Genomic DNA, 20,208 nt, shown 5'->3' with positions numbered 1-20,208 from the left:
CTGACAACAATGCCCGGAAAAGTTGAGCCATTGGCCCAGTGGGGAGTGAGTGGGCGGCGGCCGGGGCGGGCCGGATGCCCAGTGGGGCGGGGGCGGCGCGGGGCAGCGCGGGGCCACCCGTACTACGTCAAAGACGCCCGGCACCACCCGCCCCAAAGGGGCGCGGGGAACTGCGCGACCGGCCCCCACCGGCCCGCAGCCGAGTACGCACGCGCCGAACCCCATCGCACCCCGCCCCAAAGGGGCGCGGGGAACTGCGCGAGAGGCGCCTTGCGAGGGGGAACAGCTCAGCGCTCAGGCTGCCTCAGTCACCGTCAGCGCCACCGGCCTCGATGCCCGCTTCGATACCGGCCAGGACGAGGTCGACCCCGGCGAGGAACTGCTCCTGGTCGTCGTGGCCGGGCAGTTCCGCCGCCAGCCGGCGCACGAAGGGGTAGCGGGCGGGGTCGAGGCCGGCCCAGTGCTCGGCGACCGAGCCGAGGACGTCGTCGCGGTCGAGCCCGTCCACGTGCTGCCGGGCGTTGGCGGCGTTCTGTGCGGCGGCGCCGAGGACGTAGAGCACGAGGGCGGTCGCGGAGTTGAACCAGGCCCGCTCGGGGACACCGAGGGCCTGGATGCGGCTGCCGAAGGCCTCGAAGATCTCCGGGATCGCGGCCAGTGACGGCGAACTGGAGAGCTGGGCGCCCACCCAGGGGTGCGCGTCGATCGCCTCGTACACGCCGAGGGCGACGGCCCGGATCGCCTCCCTCGGATCGTCGCCGCCGGTCACGCCGGCCATGACCCGGGCGATGACGTCGTTGGTGGCGGCCGCCAGCAGTTCGTCCTTGTTGGCGACGTGCCAGTACAGGGCGCCGCTGCCGGTGGACAGGCGCGCCGCGAGCGCGCGGAAGGTCAGGGCGCCCTCGCCGCCGGCGTCGAGCATCTCGATCGCGGCGCGCACGATGCGCTGTTTCGAGAGCGCGTCCGTGCGCCGTTCGCCCCGCTGCGTCTTGCTCGCCATGCATATCAGTTTGACACGACTGGAACACCGTTCCAACATGGACACACCTGCTCCTGGAACGCCGTTCCACAACAGGGTCCACCGATCACGCGTGCCCACCCTCATCGCGGCCGCGCGTGCACTGACTCACGGAAATCGAGGATCACGATGACGAACCCGGTCACGATCGTCGGCGCGGGCCCCGGCGGCCTCACTCTGGCGCGCGTCCTGCACGTCCACGGCATCCGGGCGACGGTCTACGAGGCCGACCCCTCACCCGAGGCCCGCGCCCAGGGCGGCCAGCTGGACATCCACGAACACGACGGGCAGCGCGCGCTCGCGGACGCGGGGCTGATGGACGAGTTCCGCGCGATCATCCACCAGGGCGCCGAGGCGGCACGCATACTCGGCCACGACGGCACGCTGCTGCTCGACGTCCCGGACGACGGCGGTGGCGGGCGCCCCGAGGTGCTCCGCGGCGACCTGCGCCGCATCCTGCTCGACTCCCTGCCCGAGGGAACGGTCCGCTGGGGACACAAGGTCACCGGCGCCCGCACCCTGGGCGACGGCCGCCACGAACTCGCCTTCGCCGACGGCTCGACCGCGACCGGCGGCCTCCTGGTCGGCGCCGACGGCGCCTGGTCGCGGGTCAGGCCGCTGCTCTCCGACGCCCGGCCCGAGTACGCCGGCACGCTGTCGGTCGAGACGTACCTGTACGACGTCGACGAGCGGCACCCGGCGACGGCCGCGGCGGTCGGCGCCGGTGCCATGTTCGCGCTCGCCCCGGAGAAGGGCATCGTCGCGCACCGCGAGGCGGGGAACGTCCTGCACGCCTATGTCAATGTGTTCCGCTCCGCCGAGTGGGCGGCCGGCATCGACTTCGGCGACGCCGGTGCCGCGCGGGCCCGGATCGCCGCCGAGTTCGGGGGCTGGGCGCCGTACCTCACCGCGCTGATCACGGACGGCGAGACCCCGCCGGTCGCCCGCATGATCCACACGCTCCCGGACGGCCACCGGTGGGACCGCGTGCCCGGCGTGACGCTCCTCGGCGACGCCGCGCACCTGGTGCCGCCGGCCGGTGACGGCGCGAACCTGGCCATGTTCGACGGCGCCGAACTCGCGAAGGCGATCGCCGCACACCCCGACGACACCGAGGCGGCCCTCACCGCCTACGAGGAGGACCTCTTCGCCCGCACCAAGACCTCCTACGCCGACGCGCACGCCATCCTGGACCTGTGCTTCGGCGACAGCGCCCCGCACGGCTTCGTCGAGTTCTTCCGCCGGTGACGCAGGTGGCGCAGGTGGCGGCCGATTGGTGGAGCTTCAGCGCGTGGTCAGCTCCTCGCGGCCGGGCGGCTGCCAGTCGAGTACCGGGGCAAGGGAGTTGAGGACGGCCGAGCCGGGAGTGCGGCGGAGCAGCAGATCGCGCAGGGCGGTGGCGGGCGCCGAGTTCCACTGCGCGACGCTGCCGATCCGGTGGGAACGACGGGCGATCCACTGGGTGCGCGGGCGCCGGTGCCGGTCGTAGGCGGTGAGGGCCGCCTCGGTGTCGCCGGGGTGTGCGTCCAGGCATGCCGCCAGGGTGACCGCGTCCTCCAGCGCCTGGTTGGCGCCCTGTCCAAGATTGGGGGTCATGGCGTGCGCGGCGTCCCCGAGCAGCACGGCGCGCCCGGTGACGAAACTGGCCAGCGGCGGCAGGGCGCGGATGTCGTGGCGCAGCACCGCTTCCTCGTCGGCGGCCGCCAGCAGCCGGGGAATCGGATCGTGCCAGTGTCCGAAGCGCCGTCGTATCTCGGTCAGTTCGCCGCCGGGGTTCCGCTGTCCCGCGGGGGTGTCGGCGACGCAGAAGAGGTAGGTGCTGCCGTCCGCGAGCGGAGCGATACCCACGCGCTCACCGCGTCCCCAGCTCTCCCCTCCGGCCGGCAGCCGCTGTCCCGTGTCGACGACGAGACGCCAGGCGGTGTATCCGGCGTACCGCGACTGCGGAGCCTGCGGCCACAGCGAACGCCGCACGGTGGAGCCGATCCCGTCGGCGGCCACCAGCAGACCGGCCCGCGAGACACCCGCGCGGTGCCCGACCTCGACCCCGCGGCCGCGGAGTGCGACCCGGGTGACCTCGGTGTCCGCGCACAGCACGCCCGGCGGAAGGGCCGCACGCAGAATTTCGGACAACCGGGCGCGGTGGATCATCACCACATGGCCGAACCGCCTGGCCAGTTCCTCGGTGTCGGTGCGCGACAGCCAGCGACCGGAGCTGTTGCGGATGCCCGCCTGGGTCTCGGCCAGGGCCTGCTCGCGCACCTGGTCCCCCACGCCCAGCGCGTCCAGCGCGCGCAGTCCGTTGGGCCACAGCGACAGTCCCGCTCCCACCTCACCGAAGGCGGCGGCGCGCTCCAGCACCTTCACCTTCCGGCCGCCGCGGGACAGCGCGAGGCCGGCCGCCAGCCCGCCGATCCCGCCGCCGACCACGATCGCCGAGCACGTCCCCGCTCCGTCGGCACGTCCTGACCCGCTACCCATCAGCACTCCCTCTACATCTGTAGTGGACGTCACTCACTCTACACTTGTAGAGGAAACGCAAGCCGAGGCGACGAGGGGAAACACGTGACCGGCACCATGCTCCGGCGGCAACAGCTGGCCGACGCTGCGATCAGCACCCTGGCCAGTTCCGGTATGCGCGGACTCACCCACCGCGCGGTCGACAGGACCGCCGAAGTCCCGGCCGGCTCGTGCTCGTACTACTTCCGCACACGCCGGGAGCTCCTACAGGCCGCCGTCGAACGTCTGGCCGAACTGGACATCGCCGAGATCGACGAGCGCCCCGCCCTCACGGGGCCCGCGAGCACCGCCGAAACCGCCGAGATCGCCGAGGCCGTGGCGGGTCTCATCGAGCACTGGACCACCACGGGACGCGAACGCATGCTCGCCCGCTACGAGTTGGCCCTCGAAGCACCTCGCCGCCCCGAACTGCGTGCCGCCCTGCACCTCGCGGGCAGCCGCCACCGGGCCGCCGCCGAGAAGCTGCTCACCGCCGCGGGGTCGACCGACCCCACGGCGCACGCGATCGCGTTCGTGGCCCTGCTGGACGGCCTGCTCTTCAACCAGTTGACGGCGGCGGCCCCGCACCGGCTCACCCCCGACCAACTCCGCCGAACCCTGCTCGACCTGATCCCGGCCTGCACGGGAGCGAGCCTCCCCCACCCGGCAGCGAGCGAGGGAACCGCTGACACGGCACGCTGATGCTGTACGGCGGGTCGGAGGGGGCCGGGAAGCGGCGCGCGCGCCGGTCGTCGACGTCATCGGGGCCGACTACCGGCCGTCCGACGGCCGTTGATCTCCGGTTCCCGTCACGTCGCCGCGGGCGCGGCGCGCCAGGCGGTCGGCGAACTGCGCTACCAGCTCACGCAGTTCGCCGGGGCGCTCGATGACGAACGGCCGGTCGAGGGCGGCGAGCACCGGTGGCAGCCAGTCGAGCCGCTCGGCCCGCAACTCGACCAGCAGCCACCGTTCGACGGCGTCCGGGGATCGCGACCCCGGCCCCGGCAACTGTTCCGGCTCCGATTCCGAGTCGGGCTCGGGCTCTGGTTTCTCGAGCGTGGCGACGGCAGCGGGCAGGTGGGCACGGATCTGGTCGGGAGTGCCGTGGATCCGCAGGGTCACCTCGTGCCGGTAGGCCGCGGTGGCGAACCCGGTCACGAGACGCTGCGCCGGGTCGGGGCCGGTCGGCGGATCGAACGTGCCGGGCAGGGTCCTGGCGTCCGCGATGCGGTCGAGCCGGAAGGTTCGGTCCTCCTCGATCCCGGGGTCGGAACCGGTGACGTACCAGCGGCCCGAGTGGGCGACGATCCCGTAGGGGTGGAGTGCGCGCTCGCTGCGTCGGCCGTCGCGGCCGGTGTACTTGATCGTGACCGGCCGGTGGTGGCGTACCGCGTCGGCGAGGGTGAGGAGGACGGCGGCGTCGGGGGCGGCGAGCGCGCCGTGCGGCTCGGTGAAGTCGAGGGATTCCAGGACCGCGTCGAGCCGACGGGCGAGGTGGGCCGGCAGCACCCGGCGGATCTTGGCGGCGGCCGTCTCGCTCGCGGTGCCCGTGACCGGCGCGGGCCCCGCTCGGCGGCCCGCGACCAGTCCGAGCAGTACGGCGAGTGCCTCGTCGTCGTTGAGCATGAGCGGGGGCAGACGGTAGCCGGGGGCGAGGCGGTAGCCGCCGTAGCGGCCGCGCACGGCCTCGACGGGCACGTCGAGGTCGATCAGGTGGTCCACGTAGCGCCGCACGGTACGGCCGTCCACGCCCAGTCGGCCGGCGAGTTCGGCGATCGTGCGGGTGCCGCCGGACTGGAGGAGTTCGAGAAGGGTGAGGACGCGGCCGGTGGGTCGGGACATGCCGCTGAATCTAGCGCGAATAGTGGACCGATTCTGTCCTCTATTGATCCTAACGTCGACCTGCAAGCAGCAGCCAGCCCCTGCAGGGAGAGCACCATGGACTTCGTCTCGATCCGCGTCATCACCGCCGACGTGGCACGCCTCGTCGCCTTCTACGAGAAGGCCACCGGCGTGCCCGCGGTCTGGTCCACCGAGGACTTCGCCGAGCTGAGAACGCCCCACGCGACCCTCGCGATCGCCGGCACCCGTACCGTCCCCCTGTTCGCGCCGGGCTCCTCGCGCCCGGCCGACAACCACAGCGTGATCCTGGAGTTCCTGGTCGACGACGTGGACCGCGCGTACGAGAGGCTGGTCGGCCGCGTCCCCGCCTCCGCCTTCGTCAACGAGCCCACCACGATGCCCTGGGGCAACCGGTCCCTGCTGTTCCGCGACCCCGACGGCAACCTGGTCAACTTCTTCACACCGGTCACGGCGGCGGCCAGGGAGAAGTTCGCCCGCTGACACGGACGCGGACGAGGACCCTGACTCGGGCTACGCCTCCAGCAGGCGCTGGCCCACGTGCTCGCGCGACGCCGACGCGCAGCCGATGGCGGTGTCGATGGCGGTAGCGACGCGATGTAGATGCGTTGTCGGCGCGATGTAGATGAGCTGTCGGTCGCCTGTCGGTGGGAGTTGACACCTTTCAAGTGGACCCGCCGGGCAACCGCGGCTCGGCCTCGCGTCCATCTCCGCTACGGAAGGTGATCTCCATGTACGACGTAGTGATCGTCGGCGCCGGCCCGGTCGGCCTGTTCCTCGCGTGCGAGCTCGGACTCGCCGACTGCTCCGTCCTGGTGCTGGAGCAGGAGCCGCGGCCGGGTTCGCCCTGGCGGACGGCTCCGCTCGGCCTGAGGGGCCTGTCCCCCGCGTCCGTCGGGGCGTTCCACCGCCGGGGGATGCTGCCGGACCTGCTGAAGGCCTCCGACGTCGACGACTTCCCCGGCCTCCCCAGCTCCTCCGGCGTGGACCCCGAAGCGGACGGAGCGGAGCGCCCCGCCCTGGCCGGGCACTTCGCCGGACTGATGCTGGACCCGGCGAAGATCGACCTCGCCGCCCTGCCGTACCGGCTCCCCAGCCCGGCGGCGGAAGCGATGATGACCAGTCTCGACGCGATCGAGGGCGTGCTGGCCGAGCGGGCCGCCGAACTCGGTGTGGAGATAAGGCGCGGCGTCACCGTCTCGGCCGTCACGCAGACCGACGAGAGTGTGGTCACCCGCGCCGGCGAGGACACGTACACGGGGCGCTGGCTCGTCGGTTGTGACGGCGGACGCAGTACGGTGCGCCGGCAGGCGGGCTTCGGCTTCGCCGGTACCGAGCCGCGGTTCACGGGCTACACCATGCTCGCCGACATCGCCGATCCCGAGAAGCTGCGCCCCGGGTTCAACCCCACGCCGAGGGGCCTGTACCTGTGCATGCGCACCCCGGGGCACATCGGGGTGATGGAGCTGGACGGTGGTACGTTCGACCGCTCGCAGGCGCCGAGCCGGGAACACCTCCAGACGGTCCTGCGGCGCGTTTCCGGCACCGACGTGACCCTGAACGAGGTCCACCACGCCTCCACGTACACCGACCGGGCGAAGCAGGCGACGACCTACCGGCAGGGCCGTGTCCTGCTGGCGGGCGACGCCGCCCACATCCACTCCCCGATGGGCGGGCAGGGACTCAACACCGGTATTGGCGACGCCCTCAACCTGGGCTGGAAGCTCGCGGCGACCGTGCGCGGCGACGCCCCGGAGGGGCTGCTCGACACCTACACCGGCGAGCGTCATCCGGTGGGTGCCTGGGTGCTGGACTGGACCCGCGCCCAGGTGGCCACCATGCAGCCGGACCCGCACGGCCGGGCGGTCCAGGCACTCGTCCGCGACCTGCTCGCGACCCCTGCCGGAACGACGTACGTGTACAAGAAGCTGTCCGGCCTCTCGGTCCGCCACGACCTCGGCGGCGACCACCCGCTGACCGGCCGCCTCGCCCCCGAGTTCCGCCTCACCGACGGCACCCGCCTCGCCGACCTGATGCGGGAAGGACACGGCGCCGTCCTCGACTTCACCCCCGACCACCGCCTACGGGACGCGACCGGGTCCCGTGCCCACCGGCTCCGGTACGCCACCGGTCCGGCCCGCGACTCCCTCGGCCTCGACGCCGTACTGATCCGCCCCGACGGCATCATCGCCTGGGCAGGCGAACCCGCCTTCGACCACTCCGAGTTCGAACAAGCAGCGGACCGCTGGTTCGGCAACAACCAACCGGCGTAACGGGCTCACGGGCTCACGGGCTCACAGAAGGGTTCATGTGACCGGGCGCGGTCGTAGGTCGCGGGGTGCCGCTCGGAATGGCCCTGCTCTGCCCAGCAGGACCCGGCGGCGTGGCGGACGCCGAGCAGTCCGAACTCGTCGACCGCGAACACCCGGTCAAGGAAGCGCTCCTGCACCTCCTCGATCCGGTCGAGCCCGGCGTCACGGTCAAGGCTTGTCCGGTAAAGATCAGGTTCAGCCGCCGTGGGGCTCCGGCAAGCCCGGCGGCGGCCTCCCGCGGCCCGCCCGCATGCGGCGGTGCCGGAGGCCAGCGGCATGATGTGCCCCATGACGAGAAGCGGAGCGACGCACCCGGACCGGATCCCGGGTTACGACAGCGGTATCCTCGCCCATCTTCCGGAGCTTCTCAACGAGCCTCTGTTCTGGCTGGGACACCTCTACTCCTGCGTGCAGAGCGAGGAGGCCGAGGAGCTTTTGTTCGGTGCGGATTACGACGCCGCGGAGGACTTCCACCGTCACGTCTCCGGACGCGCGGATTGGCCCACCTTCACCGTCCCGGTCACCGCCGGCCGCCTACACATCGTCTATCGCAACCTCGATGAGGACGCGGGTACCGACTACCTCCTGCACCATCCGGACTGGGACCGTGCCGAGTTGCTCGCCCGAGACGACGGCCATGCCATGGGCCCCGGCCTGTCCTGGCCCGAGCTGACAGCCGCCGCGGACAACGGCCTGACTGGCGGCTCCACCACCGACCCGCACAGTCGTCTGCTGCTCCTTCTGCCCGCATTCGGAGACGCGGCCCTGCCCGCAGGCGCCAACGGACGCTTGGCGGCAGCGCTACGCGCCCGAACCGCTGTCGAGGACGCCGAACAACTCGCGGCCGCTCTACTGGAAGGCCAAGGCCCTTGTGGCCCCGCGTACTGGACCACGAACCGGGACGGTCGACGGACCAACGACGGCAGCTACTCGTTCCGCAACCCCACCAACGGCTTCGCCCTGTCGGCGGACCGCCTCGCCCGGGTGACCACGGCACTGGCTCCCTGAGCCAGGCAGTCCTGGGACGATCACCCCGTGAGCAGCGTCATCACCGCTTGGGTGGCCGTCCTGGACAGCCACCGTCACCACGCTTCGCCCTGTGACGCCACTGGAAAAGTCGTCGAAAAAGTCTGCTGGGCGTGGCCGAGGATGGGCCTTCCCTGGCCGTGGAGCGACGCTTGGGCGGACGCGGAGCCGGGTCCTGAAGTGGATTGCTCACGACGTCCCCAACTACCCGCAGCGGCCCGCTCCACGCGTCGCGAAACACCGACTGACCTGGCCTTTCTCATCCCACCGCTCCTATGATCGCGCTCGGTTGAAAGGGGGGCCGGGTGGACCGGACCGTACGCACCGTCGAGGACGTTCTCGCGCTCTTGGACGGGCTGTTCACATCTGAATCCGAGGCCGGCCTGTTGGCGACCGGTGACGGCAGGGACTTCTGGGATCGCTTCTACGCCGACCGGTCAAGGCCGGTCCCGTTCTTCACGGCGAAGCCGGACGAGAATCTCGCCGCCTACCTCGACCAAGGCCTGATCGCTCCCGGCCGGGCCCTGGACCTGGGATGCGGGGCGGGCCGCAACTCCCTGTTCCTCGCCTCGCACGGCTTCGAGGTGGACGCCGTCGACCTCTCTCCGGTGGCCATTGCCTGGGCCGAGGACCGTGCTCGCGACGTCGGAGTCGACGTCCGGTTCCTGTGCGGTGACGCCTTCACCCTCCCTGCCATCGGGTCGAGCGGCCCGTACGACCTGGTCGTCGACTCAGGATGCTTCCACCACCTGCCACCACACCGTCGCGTCACCTACCTGGCCCTCCTCAACCGCGTCCTGGCCCCTGGCGGCCATCTCGCACTCACCAGCTTCGCCGCCGGCAAGGGGGGAATGGGTTCTGAACTCGCCGACGCGGACCTCTACCGTGAGCGCGGACTGCAGGGCGGACTCGCTTACACGCCCGAATCGCTGCGCTGGATCTTCTCGGACCTGGTCGAGGTGGAACTGCGCCGCATGCGGCAGGAGTTGCCCGATTCACCGCTCTTCGGCGTGACGTTCCTGTGGACCGGGTTGTTCCGACGAGCTGCGGCCTCCGCTGCATCAGGCGACACCAGCCCTGTTCACGACCTCACATAGACACTTAGACGCTCCCTCTGAGCATGCTGGTTCCGCCAGCGGGTGCTTGACCATTCACCCACTACATTGCAACGCCTGTACAGGAATCCAGGCGCAGGCTGGGGGCCGGCGGCGGTGGCGCCCGGTGCCAGGGGTGGGACGACGCCCGCCGCCGCTGAACCGGCCGTCTCATGCCACGCACCGCACCGAGGAGCACCCATGCGCGACAGCACCAGGATCCGCCTGATCGAGCCCACCGACGCCGCCCCGATCGCCGCTCACCGGGCGCGGGACTTCGAGGCGTTCCGGCCGTGGGAACCGGCCCAGCCGCCCGAGTTCTTCACTCCGGAGGGCCAGGCGGAGCGGATCGACCGCCTGCTGGCCGGATACCGGGCGGGCACGGTCTGGCCCGGTGTGGTGCTGGCCGACGACCAGGTGATCGGGCAGGTCACCATCGGCGGCATCCTGCCGCAGCCACACCTGCGCCGAGGCTCCGTCGGCTACTGGATCGCCACCGTCGCCCAGAACCAAGGGCACGCCGGGGCCGCCGTCGGCCTCGCACTCCGGGTGATGACGGACGAACTCGAACTCCACCGTGCCGAGGCCTCCACCAACCTGTAGAACCCGCCGTCGCAACGGGTGCTGCGTCGCAACGGGTTCAGCCCGTACGGCGTCGCGCACTCCTCGATCTTCCTCGACGGGAGTTGGCGGGACACGCTGCTCTGGGAGCGCGTCCTCGGCGACTGAGACATCTTCCTGATGCCTAGGACCGCTCGCAGGCCCCCAGCTCGGTGGCCCCCAGCTCGGTGTATTTCGCAGCACCCATAGGGGCTTGCCGAACCCCGGGCGCTTCTACCGGCGGACCGCCGAAACCAGTCCGCCCGGTCCCTCCGCGTGCTGCGGCGGGGTGCTGACCGGGCGGCCGTAGGCGGCGGCGCGTTCGCGCAGGGTGTGGCAGTCGGCCTCCCAGCCGTGGCCGGCCAGCCAGCCCACCGGGTCGTCGGGCATCTCCGAGACCCACATGGACGCCGGCGACCCCGGTACGGCGTCCGCGCCGAAGCGCTCGATCACGCCGCGCGAGCCCAGCGTCAGCCCCATCCGGCTGCCGATCGCAGACCGCGCGCCGATCCGGGCCAGCAGCAACTCGACGGCGTCCTCGGGCAGGTAGATCAGCAGTCCTTCGGCGATCCACACGGTCGGCGCCGCCGCGTCGTGCCCCGCGGCGGCGAGCGCGCCCGGCCAGTCGTCCCGCAGATCCACCGGGACAGTGATCCGCTCGCAGCGTGCGACGGCCCGTTCCTGGCGCAGTACCGAAGCCTTGAAGTCCAGTGGCGCGGCGGTGTCCACCTCGAACAGCCGCGTGCCCTCGGGCCAGTCCATCCGGAAGGCCCGGCTGTCCATGCCGGCGCCGAGCAGCACGACCTGCCGGACCCCGGCGGCTGAGGCCTGCTCCAGCAGGTCGTCGAGGAACTTGGTCCTGATGACGATGGAGAACGCCACCCCCAGCCAGCGGCGTCGCGCGGCCTCGTCGTCGGGCAGCCGCGGCGGGGAGGACCACAGTCCGCCGGCGGCGGCGAAGGCCCGTGCCAGCGGGTCACGGAACAGCGCGTTCTCCCGCTCGCTCTCCAGCGCCCGCACCCGGGCCACCCCCACCCCGGTGGCCCACACGCCCGACGGCCGCACCTGCTCCTGCTCATCAGTCACCGTGCCAGCCTAGAGGGGTCGATTCCGGGGGCTGAACGTGGGGAGCGCTGGGATGGGACGTAGTGCGTGTGCACCGTCAGGGCTGGATGTTCTCCAGGTCCTGGAGGAGGCCGGGGTGAGCCGGCTGCCACCCGAGGGTGTCGCGGGTGTGGGCGCTGGACGCCGGCTGGTCCATGGCGAAGATCGGGCCGAACGGGCCGAAGCTCTCCTGCGGAACCTGCTCGACCGGCAGGCCCAGTCGCCGGCCGACGACGGTGGCGATGTCCCGCACCGTGTCGCCCTCGTCGGCGACGGCATGCCAGGCGGTCCCGGCCGGCGCCGACTCCAGGACCAGGCGGAACAGGACCGCCGCGTCGAGCGCGTGCACGGCCGGCCAGCGCTGGGTGCCGTCGCCCGGGTAGCCGGCCACGCCGGTGCGGCGCGCCGCTTCGGCCAACAGGCCGGCGAATCCGCCCCGGCCCTCGTTGTGGACCGTGCGCGGCATGCGGACAGCCATGGCGCGCAGACCGCGCGAGGCGAGATCCAGCAGCGCTGTGACGGAACGGCCCCGGCCGCCCACCGGTCCGTCGGTCGGCAGCGGATCGGCCTCGGTCGAGGCGCGTCCCGGCACCCAGGGCGTACCCGAGACCGTGACGATCGGGCGGTCGCTGCCGATGAGTTCCTGCCCCAGGGCGGTGAGAGCGGCGCTCTCCTCGGCGATGGCCCGCGCGAGCGCATCCGGACTGCCGTAGTCGCGTCCGAACGCCAGGCTGATCACACCGTCGGACTGGGCGGCGCCGGACCGCAGGACGTCGAGGTCCGCCAGATCTCCCCGCAACACCTTGGCACCAGCACTCTCAAGGATCTGCGTGGAGGCGTCCGAGCGGGCCAGCGCGAGAACGGTGTGGCCGTTGCCTAGCAGTTCGGTGACGACAGCGGAGCCGATGGTGCCGGTACCGCCGGTGACGAAGACGCGCATGGGTCCTCCTCCAAAGTGATGGGACTGTTGTCCCATCACTGACGATACACCGTGACGGGACAACGGTCCCATCACCTATCCTGGTCCCATGGCCAGATGGGAACCAGGGGCGGCCCAGCGACTCGTCGTCGCGGCCGTCGACCTGTTCACCGAGCAGGGGTACGACGCGACGACGGTGGCGCAGATCGCCGAGCGCGCCGGCGTCACCAAGAGCACCTTCTTCCGGCACTTCTCCGACAAGCGCGAGGTGCTGGTCGCCGGTCAGGAGACGCTCAGCAGGCTGCTCGCCGAGGGCATCACCGAGGCGCCGGCGGGCGCCAGCCCGCTCCAGGCGGTGGCAGCCGGCCTCGAGCGCGCGTCGAGCGCCATGGGCCCGGCGAACCGCGAACTCGGCCCCCGCCTCAAGGCGGCGGTGGCGGCCAGCACGGAACTCCAGGAGCGCGACGCCCTCAAGACCATCGGTCTCGCGGCCGCCATGACAACCGCGCTCATCGCCCGCGGCGTCCCCGAACCGACCGCGCACCTCGCGGGCGAGCTGGGCGTCCTCGCGTTCAAGCGAGGCTACGCCCAGTGGTCCGAAAGCCATCGCGCCGACGCGGAAGGCCTCGCGCCCCACGCCCTGGCAGCCCTGGAAGACCTGCGCGCGGCAACCGCATCACTGGGCTGACGGACACAGCCCGACGGTCGCCGGCCGGGCCCTGTCGGCCTGACTCGACCCCTGTGCACAGAGTCCGACCACCGGACGTGGTCGCCGGACCGGATGAACTTCATCGCCGGGCTACTGTGTCGGGCATGCATGCCGGCGGCTGGTTGACGGACACCCGGACCTCGTACGACACCGTCGCAGTCAGCTATGCCGACTACATTCGCGAGGCTCTGGCGGGGGCGCCGTATCTTCGGGCGGCTCTGGGGCTGTTCGCCGAGCTGGTGCAGGGCGACGGTGGTGGTCCAGTGGCGGACGTGGGCTGCGGGCCGGGCCATGTCACCGCGTACCTGCACGAGTTGGGGCTCGACGCCTTCGGTGTCGATCTTTCGCCGGTGATGATCGACGTGGCCCGGCGGGACCATCCCGGTCTGCGGTTCGAGGTGGGTTCGATGACGGACCTGGAACTCGCGGACGAGTCGGTCGCCGGCCTGCTCGCCTTCTGGTCGCTGATCCACATCCCCGACGAAGTGGTCCCCGGGGTCTTCGCCCACTTCCGGCGGGTCTTGCGGCCCGGTGGACCGCTGCTGCTCGGGTTTCACGTCGGCGCCGAGTCCCGGCTGAAGACGCAGGGCTACGGCGGTCACCCGATGAACGTCTACGTCCACCGGCGTCAGCCCGACCAAGTGGCGGCGTGGCTGCGTGATGCCGGGTTCGCGGTCGAGGCTCACCTGCTGACCTCCCCCGACGGGACGGTGCCGGGTGCACTCCTCTTCGCGCGCCGCAGCTCCCCGACTCCCCCACCGGTCTCCAGGCCGGCGAGACCTACCGGATGATGGCCACCAACGCCTCCGGCCCCGCCTACCCGGCGGCAACGTCCGCGTCACCACCGACAAGCCGATCACCACCACCATGACGACCGCCCTGCGCAAGGACACCATCACCGCCCTGATCGTCGAGGACGCCGAACGCCTCGCCACCGAGAGCCGCGCCTTCGAAGCGGCCTCCACACGCTTCGACGTACCGCTGTACGGGCCCGACGGCACGACGGAACCGGCACGCTGACGGGGTCCGGAGGCCCGGGGGGGGGCGCCCTGTCGAACCGGCGCGCTGACAGGTCCCCGGGGCCGCCCTGTCGAACCGGAGCAATGGCGGGCCCCTGGGGCCGCCATTGCCCCCGTTCTGCCACACTCGTACGATGCCGTCGCCGCCGTACCCGGACCCCGTGCCCGTGACGGTCGATCCGCCGCATGTGGCGGGCCGGCCGCTGCTCACCCAGTCCTGGCTCGACCTGGCCTTCCTGCACTGGCCGGCCGAACCCGCCGTGGTGGCGCCGCTGTTGCCGCCGGGTACGCGCCCGGACTCGCTGGACGGGGTCACGTACGTCGGGCTGGTCGCGTTCCGGATGCACCGGGTGGGATGGTTCCGGCTCCCCGGGATCCCCTATCTCGGATCGTTCCCGGAGACCAACGTCCGGCTGTACTCGGTGGACGCCCTGGGCCGGCGCGGTGTCGTCTTCCGCTCGCTCGACGCCTCACGCCTGCTGCCCGTGGCCGTCGGGCGGACCGCGTTCCGCCTCCCCTACATCTGGTCGAAGATGAACGTCCGGCGCGACGGAGACACGCTCACCTACACCAGCCGGCGGCGCCTGCCCGGCCCCCGGGGCGCGTACAGCAGCATCACGGTCCGGGCCGGCGAACCGGTGGCGGAGCCGTCCGAGCTGGAGCACTTCGTGACGGCCCGCTGGGGCATGCACAGCACGATGTTCGGGCGCCCCGTGTATCTGCCGAACTCCCACCCCCGCTGGCCCCTCTTCCGCGCCGAACTGCTGCGGCTGGACGAGAACCTCCTGGCGGCGGCGGGCCTGCCCACCCCGGCGGAGAAACCGGTGAGCGTCCTGTACTCCCCCGGTGTCACGGTCCGCTTCAGCCGCCCACCTCACGCTGCTTGAACGCCGTCCGCACAGGCTGCTCTGCCGGCGGCAGAACACCGGCCGGACCGGGCCCCGAGGTCACTACAGTCCCGTCACATGGCGACGATGACAACGCGTACGGTCGAGTATGCGGCCGACGGTTTGACGATGCTCGGGCATCTCGCGCTCCCGACCGGTGCCGGCCGTCGGCCCGCGGTGCTGCTCGGACCGGAGGGCATGGGGCTCAGCGACGTGGAGCGCCGCCGGGCCGACGCTCTCGCCGAACTGGGATACGTGGCGCTGGCCTTCGACCTTCACGGCGGGCGCTATCTGGCCGACCCCGAGGAGATGCGGGCCCGTTGCCTGCCGCTGCTCACCGATCCCGACCGGATGCGGGACATCGGCCATGCGGCGCTCGACGTGCTGCGCGCCGAGCCGCGGGCCGACCCCGACCTGGTGGCCGCCGTCGGCTACGGCACAGGGGGCGCCGTCGCGCTCGAACTCGGGCGCGGCGGCGTCAGCCTGCACGCGATCGGGACCGTCAACGCACTGACCACAGGCCGACCGGGCGAAGCGGCGCGCATTCGCTGCCCCGTGTGGGCCGGGGTCAGGTCGGAGGACCCCATCATGTCTCCCGCGCAACGGAACGCGTTCACCGCCGAGATGCAGGCCGCGGGCGTCGACTGGCGCTTCACGGTCTACGGCGGCGCCCTGCACGCCTTCCACCATCCGCCGGTCGATCACCCCACGGTCCCCGGAGTCGGCTACCACCCCCGGCACGCGCGGCGAGCCTGGCGCGACGTCCTCGACCTGCTCGCCGAGTGCCTGCCCCTGTCGCCAAATCCGGCCCTGTTGAACCTCCCGCGTATCGTCGTGATCTGCGGCTCCACCCGCTTCATGACCGAGATGAACGAGGCCGACCTGCGGGAGACCAAGGCCGGAAGGATCGTCGTCAAACCGAGCTGTGACACGAAGTCTCCGCACGACCTTGGGTCCGATCCTGCCGAGGCCGAGGTCCTGAAGGTTCGGCTCGGCGATCTGCACCGGGCGAAGATCCGGCTCGCTGATGAGGTGCTCGTCGTCGGCGACTACGTCGGAGACAGCACCCGAGCCGAAATCGCCTACGCTCGGTCGCTGGGCAAGCCCGTGCGGTTCACACACCCCGAAGTCGACCCTGTCACGCACCCCGAAGTCGCCCCTGACGCCTGACCGCCCGCTGTCACCTGGCCAACCAGGACCGGCCCGCCGTGACGACCGAAGCCCAGCGTTCGGCCAGGCCGCCCCACAAGGCGCGCAACCGGTCCTCCTCGGCGGCCACGCCTGCGACGACCGACGCCGGGTCGGGGCCGAGGTCGCGGAGGGGGCCGAGGTCGGAGGTGCCCCAGGTGGCGATGTCGGCGGCCAGGACCTCGGGGTGGAACTGGACGCCCCACACGGACGTGCCCAGGCGGTAGGCCTGGTGGGCGCAGCGGGCGCTGGTGAGGAGGGGGACGGCGCCCTCGGGCAGGACGGACGTCTCCTCCCAGTGCCACTGCACGGCGCGCGGGGGCGTGTCCAACTCGGTGAGCGGGGCGAAGAGTTCGTCGCGTGAGGCGGGCAGCAGCGGGGCCGGTTCGCACAGGCCGACTTCGGGCAGCGGGGCGTGGCGGACCGTGCCGCCGCAGGCCACGGTGAGCAGTTCCATGCCGAGGCAGATGCCGAGGGTGGGCAGGTCGCGGTCGACGGCCTCGCGCAGGAGGTGGCGGACCGCCGGGAGCCAGGGCGCGCGGTCCTCGTCGTAGGGGCCCATGGAGCCGCCGAGGACCAGCAGGCCGTCGTAGCGGCCGGGGTCCTGGGGGATCAGGTCGCCGTTCCAGGCGCGGCACAGGTCGAGGTCGAGGCCCTGTGCGGTGAGGCGTTCGCCGACCTGCGCGGGGCCGGTGCCGTTCTCGTGCTCGACGACGAGCACCCGGGGCGCGTTCACAGGCACCCCGCTTCGACGATGCGGCGCAGGAAGGCGCGGGTGCGTTCCTGCTGCGGGTCGCCGAAGATCTGCTCGGGCGGGCCCTCCTCCAGCAGGACGCCTTGGTGCAGGAAGCACACTTTGTGGGACACCTCCCGGGCGAAGCCCATTTCGTGGGTGGCGAGCAGCATGGTCATGCCGTCGTCGGCGAGTTCACGGACGATGTTGAGGACTTCGGAGACGAGTTCGGGGTCGAGGGCGGAGGTGATCTCGTCGAGGAGCAGGGCGCGCGGCTGGGTGGCGAGCGCGCGGACGATGGCGACGCGCTGCTGCTGTCCGCCGGAGAGCTGGTCGGGCATGCTGTTCGCCTTGTCGGCGAGGCCGACGCGGGCGAGGAGGGTGCGGGCACGTTCCTCGGCCTCGGCGCGCGGCACGCCCGCGAACCGCATCGGCGCGAGGACGACGTTGCGCAGGACGTTCATGTGCGGGAACAGGTTGAAGTGCTGGAAGACCATGCCGACGTCGCGGCGCAGCCGGTTGACGTCGGTGCCTCGCCCGGAGGCGACCTCGCCGGCGACCCGTATCTCGCCGCCGCTGATGTCCTCCAGGCCATTGACGCAGCGCAGCAGCGTGGACTTGCCGCTGCCGGAGGCGCCGATCAGGGTCACCACCTGGTCGGGCGCGCGGGATACATCGGCTGCGCAGGCCAAGGGCGCGCGGGATACCTCGGGTGCGCGGGATACATCGGCTGCGCAGGCCAAGGGCGCGCGGGATACCTCGGGTGCGCGGGATACATCGGCTGCGCAGGCCAAGGGCGCGCGGGATACCTCGGGTGCGCGGGATACATCGGCTGCGCAGGCCAAGGGCGCTCGGGATACCTCGGGCGCGCAGGCCAAGGGAACAAGCGGCCGGCGCGTCGGCATCCGCGACGTGGCGGAGGCGACCGGCCTGTCCGTCACCACCGTCTCCCACGCCCTGCGCGGCAAGGGCCAGATCGCCCCGGCCACCCGCGACCGGGTACGCCGCGCCGCGGAGGAACTGGGCTACCGCCCCGACCCCGTCGCCCGCGGCCTGGTCTCCGGACGCACCGGCATCCTCGGCCAGCCGACGTCCGGGGTCAGCCGGGCCAGACGGTCAGCAAGGCGCGCGGACCAAGACCGGCGCGTACTTGCCCTTCGCCCAGCGCTTTGAACGCGACCTCGGCGCCGTCATCGCCGGGCCTCACGCTTCCCTGGAACTCCGGAGTCGTGGAAGGCAAGCGTCAATCGGATCAAGATGCTCAAGAGTGACACCATCGCAGCGCGGACCGGCTGCGGGTAGAGACGCGCGAGGAGTTCGAGGCGCGTCTGAATCGGGAGACCGCGAAGGCGGCGAAGGAGCTGCGCAGGGGGTCCGTGGCCGGCATCATTCCCCCGCAGAAAACACGAGAGCCCCCGTCCTCCTGGTCGCGGAGGCGGGGGCGCTGCGGTGTGCGGAGTGTGGCAGGGTCAGGTCTGGCACTGCGAGGTCGCCGCGCTGGACCAGTTCGACCAGGCGCCTCCGGCCGGCCTCACGTGGACGCGGATCGTGATCTTGACTGGGCCACAGATGCGGGTGGAGGTGGCGACAGCGATCGGGCCGACCGTGGAACGCCGCTGCACGATGGTCCGGCCGCTGCCCATTTTCATCCAGTCGTCGCCGTCCCCCTGCACGTGGAGGTACGCCTCGTACTCGACCCATGAGGCGTGGGAGCGGGAGTTGGTGATGAGGGCGTGGGCGGTGATGTCACGCCAGAAGATCTTCCCGTCCTTCCAGCGTTCGGCGGAAATGCAGCCCCGGGCGCCGATGTTCTGCGTCGAGACCCCGCCGCCGCAGGCGACGGCAGCGGCGTGGGCCTGGGCCGGGAAGGCGAGCGCGGCCGCGGCGGCTGCCGCGACGAGGGCTCCCGTACGTTTCATGGTCCGGGCAGTTTTCGTCATGGGGGAACCGTATCCGCTCGCTCAGTTGCCCGCCCCGTTATCCGGCACCGCCACCGTCTGGTTTTGGACGTCTTCGACCACAGTGGCACAGACCAGGCCGAGACCGAGACCGGGCAGCTTAACGGCGAAGAGCAGTAACGCGCCGGCCGCTTCCGTGCACCCCGACATGGTGGGGCTGGAGCAGCCGGTCCCGAAAATGCGCACGAACGTGTAACGGCGCGCCATCACGTCGCTGGCCTGAACAGTGTCCCCCATCGCACCCTCCGTCGGTGGTCAAACCGAGTTCCGCTCCCGCGGGACTGCATCTAGGAGCAACGCCTGCCGGCGGACATCGACGGCCTGGCCGGTCATGCCGGTGCGTGAGGACCACAGCCACACCGGCTTGGGGTCACGGTCACCGGGCAGGTACTCGATCTTCAGCGAGATCAACCTGCCGTGGGGCAAAGGAAGTTGACCGCAGTCGTAAAGCCAGAGGCCACGGGCCTGCAATCAATTGCATCCCATCCCGGCGAGGGCTTCGGCCGCGCCGTAGCGAGTGGTGTCACACATCGTGGCATGGAGTACGCCAAGACCTTGGAGCGAACCCGAATGTGCGGGTAGAGCCTGCGAGTCCACACCTTGGGGCCCGGCCTGTACGGATGTCCGTGGCCTGCGGGCGTCGTCGATGCCGTCGAGGAGCTTCAGGAGAGTAGAAGTAGTCTGTCCCACGTGGGCACGGCATCTGTGGCCGCGGCCAGAAGCGCAAGCGCCACGCCAGCCGCACCGTCGACGAGTCCCACGTTGTCCACCGGGTGGTTCCCGGAATCCAACGCGGCGTAGCCCCACGGGCGCTCAGGCTCGTAGGCAGCGGGCAGCTGCTCCACAAGTGGTCCGCCGCGTCATGCAGGAAGGGCAGACGCGTGGCGTGGGCGAAGCGCAGGACGATCTGCAGCAGTCCTGCCACGCCGTGGCAGAATGTCGGCGAGTCGATGAAGCGCATGTGAGCAGGGCGCCTCAGTACAGCGGCCATGGCCTCGGTCGCGACATCGTGCAGGTCGTGGTCACCCAGGGCCGTACCCGCGAGCCACAGCGCGTGTGCCACGCCTGGTGCCCCATAGCACCAAGCGCTACGAGCCGGGCTACCCCGTCCCGGCACAGGCGTGTGCCTGTCGTCCGACGGCGGGTGGCGGACGGCCAGTTGACGCCCCAGTCATCGTCGCCGCGATGCTCCAGCAACCAGTCGGCATGTCCCGTACCGCTGCCGACTGGCCCGGTAGCTCATGGCCCTCCAGCAGCGCCAGGGCCAGCGCGCTCAATGGGC

22 protein-coding genes and 3 pseudogenes are annotated in these 20,208 nt (G+C 71.6%); 14 read left to right on the top strand and 11 right to left on the bottom strand.

The window, feature by feature from the left end:
• Positions 1-304: 304 nt before the first annotated feature.
• Positions 305-1,000: a TetR/AcrR family transcriptional regulator gene (locus DBP14_RS34270; protein WP_129311502.1), complete on the bottom strand. Its 696-nt coding sequence runs from the start codon at positions 998-1,000 to the stop codon at positions 305-307.
• Between the two features lie 147 nt (positions 1,001-1,147).
• Between DBP14_RS34270 and DBP14_RS34265 the strand changes: the two genes are divergently transcribed.
• Positions 1,148-2,266 carry an NAD(P)/FAD-dependent oxidoreductase gene (locus DBP14_RS34265; protein WP_129311501.1) on the top strand — a complete coding sequence of 373 codons (1,119 nt, stop codon included), beginning with the start codon at positions 1,148-1,150 and terminating at the stop codon, positions 2,264-2,266.
• 36 nt (positions 2,267-2,302) lie between these two features.
• Here the strand turns inward: DBP14_RS34265 and DBP14_RS34260 are convergent, their stop codons facing one another.
• A complete protein-coding gene (locus DBP14_RS34260) occupies positions 2,303-3,499 on the bottom strand; it encodes an FAD-dependent monooxygenase (RefSeq protein ID WP_129311500.1) in 1,197 nt (398 codons plus the stop codon).
• Positions 3,500-3,583: 84 nt separating this feature from the next.
• Between DBP14_RS34260 and DBP14_RS34255 the strand changes: the two genes are divergently transcribed.
• On the top strand, positions 3,584-4,219 hold the full coding sequence (locus DBP14_RS34255) for a TetR/AcrR family transcriptional regulator (RefSeq protein WP_129311499.1): 636 nt from the start codon (positions 3,584-3,586) through the stop codon (positions 4,217-4,219).
• Between the two features lie 69 nt (positions 4,220-4,288).
• On the opposite strand, the gene DBP14_RS34250 is transcribed toward DBP14_RS34255, so the two are convergent.
• Positions 4,289-5,359: a YafY family protein gene (locus DBP14_RS34250; protein WP_129311498.1), complete on the bottom strand. Its 1,071-nt coding sequence runs from the start codon at positions 5,357-5,359 to the stop codon at positions 4,289-4,291.
• Positions 5,360-5,455: 96 nt separating this feature from the next.
• Between DBP14_RS34250 and DBP14_RS34245 the strand changes: the two genes are divergently transcribed.
• Entirely contained in the window at positions 5,456-5,860 is a 405-nt protein-coding gene (locus DBP14_RS34245; RefSeq protein WP_129311497.1) for a VOC family protein, read from the top strand.
• Positions 5,861-6,108: 248 nt separating this feature from the next.
• The gene (locus DBP14_RS34240; RefSeq protein WP_129311496.1) at positions 6,109-7,650 is read left to right on the top strand and encodes an FAD-dependent oxidoreductase; all 1,542 of its coding nucleotides are present in this window, start codon (positions 6,109-6,111) and stop codon (positions 7,648-7,650) included.
• 47 nt (positions 7,651-7,697) lie between these two features.
• On the opposite strand, the pseudogene DBP14_RS34235 reads toward DBP14_RS34240, so the two are convergent.
• Positions 7,698-7,874: pseudogene (locus DBP14_RS34235) on the bottom strand (IS630 family transposase); the annotation flags it as partial.
• A gap of 103 nt (positions 7,875-7,977) precedes the next feature.
• On the opposite strand from DBP14_RS34235, the gene DBP14_RS34230 reads away from it, so the two are divergent.
• The 3 genes and pseudogenes from DBP14_RS34230 (at position 7,978) to DBP14_RS34220 (ending at position 10,538) form a co-directional block, all read left to right on the top strand.
• Entirely contained in the window at positions 7,978-8,697 is a 720-nt protein-coding gene (locus DBP14_RS34230; protein ID WP_241741123.1) for a hypothetical protein, read from the top strand.
• Between the two features lie 323 nt (positions 8,698-9,020).
• Positions 9,021-9,812: a class I SAM-dependent methyltransferase gene (locus DBP14_RS34225; RefSeq protein WP_129311495.1), complete on the top strand. Its 792-nt coding sequence runs from the start codon at positions 9,021-9,023 to the stop codon at positions 9,810-9,812.
• Positions 9,813-10,010: 198 nt separating this feature from the next.
• Positions 10,011-10,538: pseudogene (locus DBP14_RS34220) on the top strand (GNAT family protein).
• A 105-nt stretch (positions 10,539-10,643) separates the two neighbouring features.
• On the opposite strand, the gene DBP14_RS34215 reads toward DBP14_RS34220, so the two are convergent.
• A complete protein-coding gene (locus DBP14_RS34215; RefSeq protein ID WP_164992560.1) occupies positions 10,644-11,459 on the bottom strand; it encodes an SAM-dependent methyltransferase in 816 nt (271 codons plus the stop codon).
• Positions 11,460-11,571: 112 nt separating this feature from the next.
• Complete coding sequence (locus DBP14_RS34210; RefSeq protein WP_129311493.1) at positions 11,572-12,453, bottom strand: SDR family oxidoreductase; 882 nt, start codon at positions 12,451-12,453, stop codon at positions 11,572-11,574.
• 88 nt (positions 12,454-12,541) lie between these two features.
• On the opposite strand from DBP14_RS34210, the gene DBP14_RS34205 reads away from it, so the two are divergent.
• The 6 genes and pseudogenes from DBP14_RS34205 to DBP14_RS36475 all read left to right on the top strand — a co-directional run bounded on the left by DBP14_RS34205 (position 12,542) and on the right by DBP14_RS36475 (position 16,217).
• Positions 12,542-13,120 (top strand): TetR/AcrR family transcriptional regulator, encoded by a 579-nt coding sequence (locus DBP14_RS34205; protein WP_129311492.1) that lies wholly within the window; start codon positions 12,542-12,544, stop codon positions 13,118-13,120.
• Positions 13,121-13,245: 125 nt separating this feature from the next.
• Complete coding sequence (locus tag DBP14_RS34200) at positions 13,246-13,932, top strand: class I SAM-dependent methyltransferase (RefSeq protein ID WP_129311491.1); 687 nt, start codon at positions 13,246-13,248, stop codon at positions 13,930-13,932.
• A gap of 76 nt (positions 13,933-14,008) precedes the next feature.
• Positions 14,009-14,161 (top strand): hypothetical protein, encoded by a 153-nt coding sequence (locus DBP14_RS36290; RefSeq protein ID WP_164992473.1) that lies wholly within the window; start codon positions 14,009-14,011, stop codon positions 14,159-14,161.
• Positions 14,162-14,294: 133 nt separating this feature from the next.
• Positions 14,295-15,047 (top strand): DUF2071 domain-containing protein, encoded by a 753-nt coding sequence (locus DBP14_RS34195; RefSeq protein WP_129311490.1) that lies wholly within the window; start codon positions 14,295-14,297, stop codon positions 15,045-15,047.
• A 78-nt stretch (positions 15,048-15,125) separates the two neighbouring features.
• Positions 15,126-15,845 (top strand): annotated as a pseudogene (locus DBP14_RS34190) (dienelactone hydrolase family protein); the annotation flags it as partial.
• Complete coding sequence (locus tag DBP14_RS36475; RefSeq protein WP_206739488.1) at positions 15,819-16,217, top strand: hypothetical protein; 399 nt, start codon at positions 15,819-15,821, stop codon at positions 16,215-16,217. The pseudogene DBP14_RS34190 and the gene DBP14_RS36475, both read left to right, overlap by 27 nt.
• Before the next feature lie 10 nt (positions 16,218-16,227).
• Here DBP14_RS36475 and DBP14_RS34185 read toward each other — a convergent pair whose 3' ends face one another.
• Both DBP14_RS34185 and DBP14_RS34180 read right to left on the bottom strand, forming a co-directional pair.
• Positions 16,228-16,977 (bottom strand): type 1 glutamine amidotransferase, encoded by a 750-nt coding sequence (locus DBP14_RS34185; protein ID WP_129311489.1) that lies wholly within the window; start codon positions 16,975-16,977, stop codon positions 16,228-16,230.
• Positions 16,968-17,660 carry an amino acid ABC transporter ATP-binding protein gene (locus DBP14_RS34180; protein WP_206739493.1) on the bottom strand — a complete coding sequence of 231 codons (693 nt, stop codon included), beginning with the start codon at positions 17,658-17,660 and terminating at the stop codon, positions 16,968-16,970. The genes DBP14_RS34185 and DBP14_RS34180 overlap by 10 nt, the downstream gene beginning before the upstream one ends.
• Positions 17,661-17,880: 220 nt before the next feature.
• On the opposite strand from DBP14_RS34180, the gene DBP14_RS37115 reads away from it, so the two are divergent.
• Positions 17,881-18,141, top strand: a complete 261-nt coding sequence (locus DBP14_RS37115) for a LacI family DNA-binding transcriptional regulator (protein WP_241741120.1) — start codon at positions 17,881-17,883, stop codon at positions 18,139-18,141.
• A gap of 296 nt (positions 18,142-18,437) precedes the next feature.
• Here DBP14_RS37115 and DBP14_RS34170 read toward each other — a convergent pair whose 3' ends face one another.
• The 3 genes from DBP14_RS34170 to DBP14_RS34160 form a co-directional block, all read right to left on the bottom strand.
• Entirely contained in the window at positions 18,438-18,908 is a 471-nt protein-coding gene (locus DBP14_RS34170) for a hypothetical protein (RefSeq protein WP_241741119.1), read from the bottom strand.
• Positions 18,909-18,929: 21 nt separating this feature from the next.
• A complete protein-coding gene (locus DBP14_RS34165) occupies positions 18,930-19,163 on the bottom strand; it encodes a hypothetical protein (RefSeq protein ID WP_129311488.1) in 234 nt (77 codons plus the stop codon).
• A gap of 286 nt (positions 19,164-19,449) precedes the next feature.
• Positions 19,450-20,043 (bottom strand): lanthionine synthetase LanC family protein, encoded by a 594-nt coding sequence (locus DBP14_RS34160; protein WP_277752743.1) that lies wholly within the window; start codon positions 20,041-20,043, stop codon positions 19,450-19,452.
• Between the last annotated feature and the right edge of the window lie 165 nt (positions 20,044-20,208).

This window comes from Streptomyces sp. L2, from assembly GCF_004124325.1.
Taxonomy (GTDB): Bacteria; Actinomycetota; Actinomycetes; order Streptomycetales; family Streptomycetaceae; genus Streptomyces.
The sequence above is the reverse complement of the archived record's forward strand: the minus strand, read 5'-3'. Positions and strand labels throughout refer to the sequence as shown.